At 63.7% G+C, this 11,777-nt stretch carries 11 protein-coding genes; 6 read left to right on the forward strand and 5 right to left on the reverse strand.

All coding sequences use genetic code 11. From position 1 onward, the window contains the following. From B3605_RS16200 to B3605_RS16210, 3 genes are all read right to left on the reverse strand, one after another. Window positions 1-277 (reverse strand): SRPBCC domain-containing protein (locus B3605_RS16200; protein WP_296435047.1); only part of this gene is annotated, 277 nt, incomplete at its 3' end. 98 nt (window positions 278-375) lie between these two features. Continuing rightward, window positions 376-1,635, reverse strand: coding sequence for an RNA polymerase sigma factor (locus tag B3605_RS16205; protein WP_037184106.1), 1,260 nt, complete (start codon window positions 1,633-1,635; stop codon window positions 376-378). Beyond that, window positions 1,632-2,006, reverse strand: coding sequence for a YciI family protein (locus B3605_RS16210; protein WP_018897284.1), 375 nt, complete (start codon window positions 2,004-2,006; stop codon window positions 1,632-1,634). Before B3605_RS16210 ends, B3605_RS16205 begins: the two co-directional genes overlap by 4 nt. Before the next feature lie 192 nt (window positions 2,007-2,198). Here B3605_RS16210 and B3605_RS16215 point away from each other — a divergent pair, with 192 nt between their 5' ends. From B3605_RS16215 to B3605_RS16225, 3 genes are all read left to right on the forward strand, one after another. After that, window positions 2,199-2,444: a DUF3302 domain-containing protein gene (locus B3605_RS16215; RefSeq protein WP_112943844.1), complete on the forward strand. Its 246-nt coding sequence runs from the start codon at window positions 2,199-2,201 to the stop codon at window positions 2,442-2,444. Further along, window positions 2,441-3,382 carry an HlyD family secretion protein gene (locus B3605_RS16220; RefSeq protein ID WP_112943843.1) on the forward strand — a complete coding sequence of 314 codons (942 nt, stop codon included), beginning with the start codon at window positions 2,441-2,443 and terminating at the stop codon, window positions 3,380-3,382. The genes B3605_RS16215 and B3605_RS16220 overlap by 4 nt, the downstream gene beginning before the upstream one ends. 112 nt (window positions 3,383-3,494) lie before the next feature. After that, the gene (locus tag B3605_RS16225; protein ID WP_162725037.1) at window positions 3,495-4,526 is read left to right on the forward strand and encodes an acyltransferase family protein; all 1,032 of its coding nucleotides are present in this window, start codon (window positions 3,495-3,497) and stop codon (window positions 4,524-4,526) included. A 3-nt stretch (window positions 4,527-4,529) separates the two neighbouring features. On the opposite strand, the gene B3605_RS16230 is transcribed toward B3605_RS16225, so the two are convergent. Beyond that, window positions 4,530-4,937, reverse strand: a complete 408-nt coding sequence (locus tag B3605_RS16230; RefSeq protein ID WP_112943841.1) for an OsmC family protein — start codon at window positions 4,935-4,937, stop codon at window positions 4,530-4,532. An 82-nt stretch (window positions 4,938-5,019) separates the two neighbouring features. Beyond that, window positions 5,020-6,513, reverse strand: a complete 1,494-nt coding sequence (gene glpK / locus B3605_RS16235) for a glycerol kinase GlpK (protein WP_112943840.1) — start codon at window positions 6,511-6,513, stop codon at window positions 5,020-5,022. A 254-nt stretch (window positions 6,514-6,767) separates the two neighbouring features. Here glpK and B3605_RS16240 point away from each other — a divergent pair, with 254 nt between their 5' ends. The 3 genes from B3605_RS16240 (at window position 6,768) to xdhB (ending at window position 11,679) form a co-directional block, all read left to right on the forward strand. Then, window positions 6,768-7,544 (forward strand): 3-hydroxybutyrate dehydrogenase, encoded by a 777-nt coding sequence (locus tag B3605_RS16240; RefSeq protein WP_112943839.1) that lies wholly within the window; start codon window positions 6,768-6,770, stop codon window positions 7,542-7,544. Between the two features lie 33 nt (window positions 7,545-7,577). Beyond that, window positions 7,578-9,044, forward strand: a complete 1,467-nt coding sequence (gene xdhA, locus B3605_RS16245) for a xanthine dehydrogenase small subunit (protein ID WP_296435054.1) — start codon at window positions 7,578-7,580, stop codon at window positions 9,042-9,044. 295 nt (window positions 9,045-9,339) lie between these two features. Next, window positions 9,340-11,679: a xanthine dehydrogenase molybdopterin binding subunit gene (xdhB, locus tag B3605_RS16250; protein WP_112943836.1), complete on the forward strand. Its 2,340-nt coding sequence runs from the start codon at window positions 9,340-9,342 to the stop codon at window positions 11,677-11,679. The last annotated feature ends 98 nt before the right edge of the window (window positions 11,680-11,777 follow it).

Below are 11,777 nucleotides of genomic sequence, written 5' to 3' on the forward strand. Positions count from 1 at the left end.
GTACCCAGGCGCTGGTATAGGCGTCGGTGAAGACCAGCTTCTCGTTCTCGATCACTTCGAGATAGACGCCGCGATTGGGGAATTCCTGCCCCTCGGGGCTGCGCATGACGATCAGATTGGCGCCGCCGGCACGCACCTCGAGCTTGGCGTCCGATATCGTCCACGGACGCGGCACGAACCATTCCTTCATCAGCTCGGGATCGGTCCAGGCCTTGAAGATCTTTTCGCGCGGCGCATCGAATTCGCGGACGAGAATAAGCTCGTGCATGGCGGTCATGTGTCGTCTCCTGTTTCGTGAAACCTGTTCTTGATCAGTCTGTTACAAGAACGTGTGAGATGTCGCCGATCCGACAAGGCGCAAAGTGATTTCTGGAATTATTTCACCGCCGGCAGCGCCGGCTCCATTTTCAGGCTGTCGATCTGCCGGCGGATATGCGCAGCCTCGGGTGCGGAATGCGCCAGCGCGATCGCGCGGTCGAAAGCCTCTCGCGCCTCGCGCGGACGCCCGATCTGCTTCAACAGCCCACCGCGCAGGCCGTGATAATAGAAATAGCCGTCGAGCTTTTCGCCGAGCGTCTCCACCAGCGTCAGCGCCTCGCCCGGCCCTCTGAGCTTCGACACGGCGACCGCCCGATTGAGCGTGATGACCGGCGACGGCTGCATGCGCTCCAGCGCACGATAGAGCAGCTCGATCTCCTCCCAGTCGGTATCTTCAGCCCTCTTGGCGCGCGAATGCAGTGCCGCGATCGCCGCCTGAAACTGGTAGCTCCCCGGCTGCCGGTGGCGGATCGCCTTGTCTAGCAGCGCAAGCGCTTCGTTGATCAGCTCCCGGTTCCAGAGCGATCGGTCCTGATCCTCGAGCAGCACGATCTCGTTGTCGGCGCTGAAGCGCGCCGGGCGGCGGGAGATCTGCAAGAGCATCAGCGCCAAAAGCCCCATCAGCTCCGGCTCTGCAGGGAAGATGCGCAGCAATAGCCGCGCCAGCCGGATCGCCTCGTCGGAGAAGGCGCAGGCCTCGGCTTTGGGGTCGGCCTGGCTATAGCCCTCGTTGAAGACAAGGTAGATCATCGTCGAGACGATCGACAGCCGCTCGGCGCGCTCCGCCGCATCCGGCGTCTCGAAGGGAACGCCGGCCTTGGCGACACGCGCCTTGGCCCGGGTGATCCGCTGCTCCATGGCGCTCTCGCCGACCAGGAAGGCGCGGGCGATCTGCTGCACCGAGAGGCCGGAGACGATCCTGAGCGCCAGCGCGATCTGCTGCGTCGCCGGCAGGTCGGGATGGCAGCAGATGAACAAGAGCCTCAGGATGTCGTCGCGGTAGTTGGAGGTGTCCAGCCGCTCGGCGATATCACTCTCGGCATCCTCCGTGTCGGAGATCAGCTCCTCATCCGGCAGCGCCTGGGTCTTCGAGCGCTTGCGCACCGCGTCGATACCGCTGTTGCGGCCGACGAAGATCAGCCATGCCGTCGGATCGCGCGGCGGCCCCTTGTCCGGCCAGGTTCTGACAGCGCGCAGGCAGGCCTCCTGAAAGGCCTCTTCCGCGATATCGAGATCGCGGAAGTATCTGAGCAGCGCGCCGAGCGCCTTAGGCCGGGCGGAAGCGAGCGTCACGTCGATCCAGGCAATGTCTGTCATGTCGCACTTTCTCCCGGCCGGAACACGTAGAACGGCCTGATTTCATAGGATGTAGAGCCGGGATTGACCGACGAAAGCTCCTTGGAAAAGGCAACGGCCTCCTCCAGCGTGTCGAAGTCAACCACGTAGAAACCGAGCAGCGCTTCCTTGGTCTCGGCAAACGGACCGTCGAGCACCAGCGGCTCTTCCTTGCCCTTGCGCACGGTGGTCGCCGCCGTCGTCGGCATCAGCCGGCCGACAGGCCCGAGCTTGCCGCTTTCGGCCAAAGGCGCCTGAACCGCATAAAGCTTCGCCATCACGGCGTCCTCTTCCTCCTTGGTCCAGGAGAAAACCCGCTCTTCATCGGCATAGCAAAGGATCGCATACAGCATCTCATACTCCTCTTCCTCAATGACGAAGGAGTAACGCGCCCGCCGACAGGACGCAGCAAAAAATTGCGGAGGTCAGGGCTCGCGGTCCGGCGGGGCCGGATGCAGCACCGTTGCATTTACTGTTGCGTACTTCCGTGCAAGCGTCGCCGCATGGTCTGCTGCCGTCGATCTTGACCGGCAGGGAGACCCCGCATGAGCGCCGTCGATATTTTCGCGTGGATCGTGCTGATCGTGCTGGCGGCTAGCACGCTTGCGGTCATCCTCTTTCTGGCGATGCTGCCCGGCATGATCGCCCGCCGGCGCAATCATCCCTGGGCTAAGGCCGTCAGCGTCGGCGGCTGGGTGACGTTGCTGCTCGGCTTCGCGTTCTGGCCGCTGGTCGTGATCTGGGCCTATGTCGACGTCCCACGCGTGCCGGATGCGGAGAAGAACCGATGATCGTCGTTCTCCTCAACGTCTATCTGGTCATCCTCTTCCTGCTGGTGAAGCTGAAGATCGTGCCCTTCAACCTCTTCTGGAAGGTATCGCCGGCGCTGGTCTTCCTGCTTCTCCTGATCGGCCTGTTCATCCCGATGGGCTGGGGCGCGCCGCAGGGGGCGGCACTGGTCGTGCGCAATTCCGTGGCGATCGTCCCCAATGTCACCGGCGAGGTCATCGATGTCCCTGTGATAGCCAACACGCCGCTGAAGGCGGGCGACGTGCTCTTCCGGATCGACCCCGTGCCCTATCAGGCCAAGCTCGACGCGCTCAAGGCGCAGCTCGAGCTCGCCACGCTGAGGCTTTCTGAGACGACGCGGCTGCAGACCACCGGCGCCGGCCGCGGCTTCGACGTCGAGCAGGCGCAGGCGCAAACCGATCAGCTGAAGGCCGAGATCGCCGAGGCGCAGTGGAACCTCGACAAGACGGTGGTTCGGGCGCCCGCCGACGGCTACGTCACCAATCTCGCGCTTCGCAAGGGTGCTCGCGTCAGCAGCCTGCCGCTGGCACCCGTCATGGCCTTCATCGACACGTCGGACACGATCATCGGCATCGAGATCGCACAGATCAACGCGCGCTACATCACCCCAGGCCAGCCGGTCGAGATCACCTTCAAATACGCGCCGGGCAAGGTCTATCCCGGCAAGGTGGAAAGCGTGCTGCAGGCGGTGGCAAGCGGCCAGACGCAGACCTCGGGCCTCGCCGTGGCACCCAAGGAGATCGCCTCCCTGCCGCTCGCCGTCCGCATCAGGCTCGACGACAGGGACTTCGCCGACGTGTTGCCGGCCGGCAGCACCGGCGATGCCGCGATCTACACCGATCACGTCACGCCGACGCACATCATCCGCAAGGTGCTGCTGCGCCAGATCGCCATCACCAACTACGTCAATCCGTTCTGAGCGCCCTCCTCACCGAAGACAACTGCGGATAGCGACCATAAATTTCTGCTATCCCACGTTTTCGCCACAATGCCCCCTTCAATTTGCTGCAATGCAAAATGGAGGACGGCGCTTGGAGCAGCGGCAGGAGAAGACCCGTATCGAATGGCTCGATATCGCCAAGGGCATGTCGATCATCCTGGTGGTGATCTATCACACCCTGCTCTACCACCAGTTCCACGCCATAGCGCCTGATCTCTACGCCCGCTTCAGCGCCATCATGACGCCGATCCGCATGCCGCTGTTTTTCACCGTCTCCGGCTTCCTGGCGGCATCGGCCATGCGCGCGCCATGGAGCGATTTCCTGCGCCGCAAGATCTGGCTGCTGGTCTACCTCTTCGCCATCTGGAGCACCGCCCGCTGGCTGTTCTTCCGCTACGTGCAACAGAACGCGCTCGTCCCCACTGAGGGCAGCGATCCCTATCAGCTGCTGCAAATGTGGTGGGCGCCGAACACCGGCATCTGGTTCATCTGGGCGCTTGCCATCTTCATGGTCGCCACCAAGTTGCTGCAATCTGCGCCGCATGCGATCATCATCGCCCTCGCCGCCGTGGTCTCGGTCCTCACCTTCGGCGAGCGCCTGCCGATCGATCTCTTCACCCATCGCAACGTACTGCAGTATTTCGTCTTCTTTCTGTTCGGCTGCTGGTACGGGCGATCGGTCGTCCACCTCATCACCGCCCGCCCGTTCCTGACGGCGCTCGGCGGCTTCCTTCTGTTTTCGGCGCTATATGTGCTGCGCTGGCGGCTGCAGGCCGTCGACAAGGGCAGCTGGGCGCTGGCCTCCTCCATCGCCGGCCTTGCCTGGCTTTGCGGAACGGCGGTGCTCCTGTCGCGCTGGGAGAGCGTGCGCAATGCCTTCGCCTATTTCGGCCGCAACACGCTGCCCGTCTACGTCACCCATGTGATGATCGTCTCGCTCCTGGTCGCCACCATCGCCGCCGCGATCGGTGCCAGCGCAACGCTCGGCTATCTCACCGCGCCGCTGGTGGTGGTCGTTGCCATCGGCCTCTCGCTGGCGATCCGCGCCGTGGCCGACCGCGGCGGCGCCGGCTGGCTCTATGCCCCGCCGGCAAGGCGCCGGCGGCAGGTGGTTGCGACGTAAAGCCTAGCACACCGCCTCGATCGAGACGGCAACGCCGCGCTGAAGTGAATTGCTGACCATGCAGCTAGCCCTTGCCTTCTCGATCACCGCGTCGGCGCTGGAGCCGTCGGCCATCTCGCAGGCGACCTGCATATGCGCGGCGGTCGTCACCAGCGGGCTGCCATCGAGCTCCACGGTGACAGACACCGCGATGCTGCCGAGCTCGCACCCCATCTCTTCGGCGACATAGCGCAGGTCGTTGCAGAAGCAGCCACCGAGCGCCAGCGCCAGCAGCTGCGCACCGTTGAAGCCGAGCCCCTGCCCACCCGCCTTGCCCTGCGGCCTGTCGACGACGACGGTGTGGCCACCGGCCCATCCCATCGCCGCCTGGGTTCCCATGACATTGCGCAGCTCGACCGTCATCGACACCATGCCCGCTCCTCCACATGTCAAGATTGGCAGGCATTGTAGAACGATCGCCGGAGCCGTCAAAGACGCCGCCGGCGCGCCCGCATCAGGCGTCGCTCAACGTCCGCTTCACCGCGCTCCGCCAGCCCTTGAGCTTGGCCGCCCGCGTCTTCTCGTCCATATCGGGCTCGAAGCGGTTGTTGCGCTTCCAGTTCTTGGCGAAAGCCGCCTTGTCGGGCCAGACACCCGCCCGGCTGCCGGCGAGCCAGGCGGCGCCCAGCGCCGTGGTCTCGAGGATGACGGGGCGGTCTACCGGCGCGTCCAGAATGTCGGCCAGCCGCTGCATCGTCCAGTCGGAGGCCACCATGCCGCCATCGACGCGCAGCACGGTCTCGTCGACGCCGCCCTTCCAGTCCTTGTGCATGGCGTCGAGCAGGTCGCGCGACTGGTAGCAGACCGCCTCAAGTGCCGCGCGCGCAAACTCCTTCGGTCCGCTGTTGCGCGTCAGGCCAAAAATCGCGCCGCGGGCGTTCGCATCCCAGTGTGGCGCGCCGAGCCCGGTAAAGGCGGGGACCAGATAGACCTCCTGCGAGGGATCGGCGGCATCGGCCAGTTCGCCGGTCTTCGACGCGCTGTCGATGATCCCAAGCCCGTCGCGCAGCCACTGCACGGCCGCACCGGCGATGAAGATCGAGCCTTCGAGCGCATAGGTCGTCTCGCCGTCCAGCCGATAGGCGATGGTCGTCAAGAGCCGGTTTTTCGAGCGCACCATGTCGGCGCCGGTGTTGAGCACGGCGAAGCAGCCGGTGCCGTATGTGGATTTCATCATGCCCGGCTCGAAGCACGCCTGCCCGATCGTCGCCGCATGCTGGTCGCCGGCAACGCCCAGGATCGGGATCGCGGCGCCGAAGATGTGAGGCTCGGTAACGCCGAAATCGGCCGCGCAATCTTTCACCTCCGGCAGCATCGCCAAGGGAACGCGCAGGATCTCCAACAGGTCCTTGTCCCATTCATTGCTGGCGATGTTATACATCAGCGTCCGCGACGCATTGGTGGCGTCGGTCACGAAGCTCTTGCCGCCGGTGAGCCGCCAGATCAGAAAAGTGTCGATCGTGCCGAAGCAGAGCTCGCCCTTGGCCGCGCGCGCCCTCGCCCCCTTCACGTTGGCGAGCATCCAGGAAAGCTTGGTGCCGGAGAAATAGGGATCGAGCAGCAGCCCGGTCTTCTTCGTGAAGGTCTTTTCCAGATCCTGCTTCTTCAGCTTGTCGCAATAGCTCGCGGTGCGGCGGTCCTGCCAGACGATGGCGTTGTGGATAGGCTTGCCGCTCTCGCGCTCCCAGACGACGACGGTCTCGCGCTGGTTGGTGATCCCGAGTGCTGCGATATCCTTGGCGCTGATCTTCGCCTCGCGGATCGCCATCTTGATGGTCGAGACGACGCTGTCCCAGATCTCCTCCGGATCGTGCTCGACCCAGCCGGATTGCGGATAGATTTGCTTGAATTCCTTCTGGCCCGCGCCGGCGATCTTCATCTCGCCATCGAACACGATCGCCCGCGTCGACGTCGTCCCCTGATCGATCGCCAGTACATACCCCGCCATTGTCATCCTCCCATGAACTGCTTCGACTTGAATGAATAATGCAGGCAAACGAATGTGAAAAGAAACAAAAGTGAAATTCCTTTTCCGTCAGCCCTCTCCTGCTTCACTCGCGTCACGCGCTAGATTGCGTGGCGAGACTGTCCGCGCAAGACCGATACACAAGGTTTCCACCTTCTATCGTAGCCAATTGCCAGCCCAACCGATTCCGGACTACGCTCCATACAACCGCGTCGCAGGACAAATCGGAGAACCTCATGGCCAGAACAGTCGTCGTCACCGGATCCACCAGCGGCATCGGCCTGGCGATCGCCACCGCGTTTGCCGGCAAGGGTGACAACATCGTCCTCAACGGCTTCGGAAAGCCCGAGGAAATCAAGGGCATAACCGAACGGCTTGAATCACTCTCGAAGGCAGGCGTCATCCATCACCCGGCCGACATGACCAAGCCCGAGGAGATCGCCGACCTCATCGCCACCGCCGCCAAGACGTTCGGCACCGTCGATGTGCTCGTCAACAATGCCGGCATTCAGCATGTCGAGAAGATCGAGGATTTCCCGATCGACAAGTGGGACCAGATCATCGCGATCAATCTGTCCAGTTCGTTTCACACCATGCGCGCGGCGATCCCGCTGATGAAGGAGAAGAAGCACGGGCGCATCATCAATATCGCCTCGGCCCACGCCCTCGTCGCTTCCCCGTTCAAATCCGCCTATGTCGCGGCAAAGCATGGTATACTCGGCCTGACGAAGACGGCAGCACTTGAGCTTGCCGAAACGGGCGTGACCGTCAACGCCATTTGCCCGGGATACGTGCTGACCCCGCTGGTGGAGAAGCAAATCCCGGATACCGCCAGGGCGCGCGAAATGACCGAGGAACAGGTCAAGACCGAGGTGATCCTGAAGGCGCAGCCGACGCATGAATTCGTCAAGGCGGAGGAGATCGGCGCGTTGGCGCTTTATCTCGCCAGCGACGAGGCCCGCCAGGTGACGGGCACCCACATCTCGATTGACGGAGGCTGGACGGCGGCATAACCATTTCAAATAAAGAGAAAAACCGGGAACGACATGAACGACAGCATCCGCTTTATCCTGAACGGCGAAGACGTCACGCTGAAAGACGTCAAGCCTACCGAGACGCTTCTCGATTTCCTGCGACTGAAGCGCCGGCTGACGGGCACGAAGGAAGGATGCGCCGAGGGTGACTGCGGCGCCTGCACGGTTCTGGTCGGCCGGCTGATCGACGGCAAGTTGCACTATGAATCCGTCAATGCCTGCATCCGCTTCATCGGCTCGCTGAACGCAACCCATGTCGTCACCGTCGAGCATCTGGCCGCGAAAGACGGCACGCTGCATCCGGTGCAGCAGGCGATGGTCGACTGTCACGGCTCCCAATGCGGCTTCTGCACCCCCGGCTTCGTCATGTCGATGTACGGATTGTGGCTCGCAAACAGCAATCCCGATCGCGCCGAGATCGAAAAGGCGCTGCAGGGCAATCTCTGTCGCTGCACCGGCTACGAGCCGATCGTCAAGGCTGCCGAGCAGGTGGCGAAGACGCGCCCGAGCGCACTGTTCGACCCGCTGGAGCGCACCCGTTCCGACATCGTCGCAAGATTGTGGGCGATGCAGGGATCGGGCACGATCTCGATCGCATCGGGCGAGGACCGTCTGCTGGTGCCGGGCTCGCTGGAGGCGCTGGCGCGCATTCTGGCCGACGAGCCGAAGGCGACCATCGTCGCCGGCTCGACCGATGTCGGGCTGTGGGTGACCAAGCAGATGCGGGCGCTGAACCCCGTGGTCTTCATCAACCATCTTCAGGAATTGCAGACGATCACCTCAGGCGAAGGCGGCATCACCATCGGCGCCGGCGTGACCTACACCCGCGCCTTCGAGACCATCGCCAGCAAGGTCCCGACGCTCGGCCGGCTGATCACGCGCATCGGCGGCGAGCAGGTGCGCAACATGGGTACGATCGGCGGCAACATTGCCAACGGCTCGCCGATCGGCGACAGCCCGCCGCCGCTGATCGCGCTCGGCGCCACCGTCAAGCTGCGCTCGACGGAGGGCACGCGCATGCTGCGGCTGGAGGATTATTTCATCGACTACGGCAAGCAGGACCGCCGCCCCGGCGAGTTCGTCGAGAGCCTCTTCGTACCCTACCCGGCCGAAGACACGCATTTCGCCGTCTACAAGATCACCAAGCGCCGCGACGAGGACATCACCGCCGTGCTCGGCGCCTTCTATCTGACGCTCGACGAGCAGGGCGACGTCAACGATGTGAGAATAGCCTTCGGCGGCATGGCCGGCACACCCAAGCGCGCCCGCGCCGTCGAAAACGAACTCATCGGCCGGCCGTGGAACGAGGAGACGATCGAGACGGTGAGAGACGCCTTCGACAGCGACTTCCAGCCGCTTTCCGATTGGCGGGCGACGTCGGAGTATCGGCAGCTGACGGCGAAGAATTTGCTGACGCGGTTCTATCTGGAGACGACGGGTGCGCCGGCGAAGTTGCGGCGGTTCGAGGAGGTGGCGTGATGGAACTGATCGCCACGGCAGCGTCGGTCGCGTTCTGCACTCACCGCCCCTCTCTAGCTCCCTCATCCCTGTGCTTGTCACAGGGATCCAGCATGCCCAAGTCCTTGGGCATGAAAGACTCTTCATGGTTGCAAAAGACTCCTCTCACGGCGCGGACGCGCCGTGGCTGGATTCCTGTGACGAGCACAGGAATGAGGGAGTTTTGGGGAGCCGGCAGCGCAAAGATTGCAAACGCGAGTTACACAATATCAACCCCCATCCTCACATCAACACCCACCACAGGAGGCAACCCCTGATGGACAAGTCTGCCTTCCCCGACCCCACCTTCATCATATCAGGCCCGATGCACGCCTCGCGCCGCCATGACAGCGCCCACAAGCACGTCACCGGCACGGCCGACTACATCGACGACCTTCCGGAGCCCGCTGGCCTGCTCCACGGCGCGCTCGGCCTGTCGGACCGGGCGCATGCCGAGATCGTCAGCATGGACCTCTCCGAGGTTGCCGCCACCCCCGGCGTCGTCTGGGTCTTCACCGGCAAGGACGTGCCAGGGATCAACGACGTCAGCTCCAACGGCAGCCACGACGAACCGTTGCTCGCCGAAACAAAAGTCGAGTTCCACCAGCAGCCGATCTTTGCCGTGATCGCCGAGACCCGCGACATCGCGCGCCGCGCTGCCCGCAAGGCGAAGATCGAGTATCGCGACCTCGCCCACTGGAGCGACATCGACGGCGCTCTCGTTAACGGCGGCGCGTTGGTCACCAGTCCGATGACGCTGAGCCGTGGCGAGGCGAAGAGCGAGATGGCAAACGCCGCCCGCCGACTGAAGGGCCAGATGCGGATCGGTGGGCAGGAGCATTTCTACCTCGAAGGCCAGATCGCCATGGCCATTCCGGGCGAGGACGACGAGGTCGCCGTCTGGTCCTCGACGCAGCATCCGAGCGAGATCCAGCACATCGTCGGCCATGTGCTGAACATCCCCTCCAACGCCGTGACGGTGAACGTGCGCCGCATGGGCGGCGGCTTCGGCGGCAAGGAAACGCAGGGGAACCAGTTCGCGGCGCTGGCCGCCATCGCCGCCAAGAAGCTGAAACGATCAATCAAGTTCCGCCCCGACCGCGACGAGGACATGGCGGCGACAGGCAAGCGCCACGACTTCATGGTCGATTACGAACTCGGCTTCGACGAAGAAGGCCGCATCCATGCGGTCGACGCCATTTATGCGGCTCGCTGCGGCTTCTCGTCGGACCTGTCGGGCCCGGTCACCGACCGCGCGCTGTTTCATGCCGACTCGAGCTATTTCTACCCGCATGTGCACCTGACCTCGAAGCCGCTCAAGACCCACACCGTCTCTAACACCGCCTTTCGCGGCTTCGGCGGACCGCAGGGGATGCTGGGCGCCGAGCGCTTCATCGAGGAAATCGCCTATGCCGTCGGCAAGGACCCGCTTGATATCAGAAAACTGAATTTCTACGGCCAGCCCGGCTCCGGCCGCACGCTGACGCCTTATCACCAGGAGGTCGAGGACAGCATTCTGGAGCGGATCGTCGGCGAACTCGAGGAGAGCGCCGACTACCAGGCGCGGCGCCGAGAGATCATCGAATTCAACCGCGACAGCCGCTACATCAAAAAGGGCATCGCGCTGACGCCGGTGAAGTTCGGCATCTCCTTCACGCTGACCGCCTTCAACCAGGCCGGCGCGCTCGTCCATGTCTACCAGGACGGCTCGATCCACCTGAACCATGGCGGCACCGAGATGGGCCAGGGCCTTTATACGAAGGTGGCGCAGGTTCTGGCCGACAGCTTCCAGATCGATATCGAGCATGTGAAGATCACCGCGACGACGACAGGCAAGGTGCCCAACACCTCTGCCACGGCAGCCTCCTCCGGCACCGATCTCAACGGCATGGCCGCCTATGATGCCGCCCGCCAGATCAAGGAACGCCTCGTCGCCTTCGCCGCCGAGAAATGGGACGTCCCGGTCTCCGAGATCGCCTTCCTGCCCAACCGGGTACGCGTCGGCAACCAGGAAATCCCCTTCCCCGACTTCATCCGCCAGGCCTATTTCGCCCGCGTGCAGCTATCGGCCGCCGGCTTCTACAAGACCCCGAAGATCCACTGGGACCGCGCCGCCGGAAAGGGCACGCCCTTCTATTACTACTCGTACGGCGCCTCCTGCACCGAAGTCTCGATCGACACGCTGACCGGCGAATATCTGATCGACCGCACCGATATCCTCCACGACGTCGGCCGCTCGCTGAACCCGGCCATCGACATCGGCCAGGTCGAGGGCGCCTTCGTGCAGGGCATGGGCTGGCTGACGACGGAAGAGCTCTGGTGGGACGCCAAGGGACGCCTGCGCACCCACGCCCCCTCCACCTACAAGATCCCACTCGCCTCCGATCGCCCGAAGATCTTCAACGTCAAGCTGGCCGAATGGTCCGAAAACGCCGAACAGACCATCGGCCGCTCCAAGGCCGTCGGCGAACCGCCGTTCATGTTGGCGATTTCGGTGCTGGAGGCGCTGTCGATGGCGGTGGCGAGTGTGGCGGATTACAAGGTCTGCCCGAGGCTCGACGCGCCGGCAACGCCGGAGCGGGTGTTGATGGCGGTCGAGCGGATGAAGGCGGTATGACCGGGAATGCGGGGCTTGGTGGGTTTGTGGAATCTGCGGGTGTGATACCCCCCTCTGCCCTGCCGGGCATCTCCCCCACAGGTGGGGAGATTGGCTGG

This window comes from Rhizobium sp. UBA1881 (assembly GCF_002338015.1).
Taxonomy (GTDB): domain Bacteria; phylum Pseudomonadota; class Alphaproteobacteria; order Rhizobiales; family Rhizobiaceae; genus Rhizobium.

Bases quoted from the DNA above. Each gene is read 5' to 3' on its own strand.
- B3605_RS16205 (WP_037184106.1), bottom strand. From the start codon at position 1,635: ATGACAGACATTGCCTGGATCGACGTGACGCTCGCTTCCGCCCGGCCT.
- B3605_RS16210 (WP_018897284.1), bottom strand. From the start codon at position 2,006: ATGCTGTATGCGATCCTTTGCTATGCCGATGAAGAGCGGGTTTTCTCC.
- B3605_RS16215 (WP_112943844.1), top strand. From the start codon at position 2,199: ATGAGCGCCGTCGATATTTTCGCGTGGATCGTGCTGATCGTGCTGGCG.
- B3605_RS16220 (WP_112943843.1), top strand. From the start codon at position 2,441: ATGATCGTCGTTCTCCTCAACGTCTATCTGGTCATCCTCTTCCTGCTG.
- B3605_RS16230 (WP_112943841.1), bottom strand. From the start codon at position 4,937: ATGGTGTCGATGACGGTCGAGCTGCGCAATGTCATGGGAACCCAGGCG.
- glpK (WP_112943840.1), bottom strand. From the start codon at position 6,513: ATGGCGGGGTATGTACTGGCGATCGATCAGGGGACGACGTCGACGCGG.
- B3605_RS16240 (WP_112943839.1), top strand. From the start codon at position 6,768: ATGGCCAGAACAGTCGTCGTCACCGGATCCACCAGCGGCATCGGCCTG.
- xdhA (WP_296435054.1), top strand. From the start codon at position 7,578: ATGAACGACAGCATCCGCTTTATCCTGAACGGCGAAGACGTCACGCTG.
- xdhB (WP_112943836.1), top strand. From the start codon at position 9,340: ATGGACAAGTCTGCCTTCCCCGACCCCACCTTCATCATATCAGGCCCG.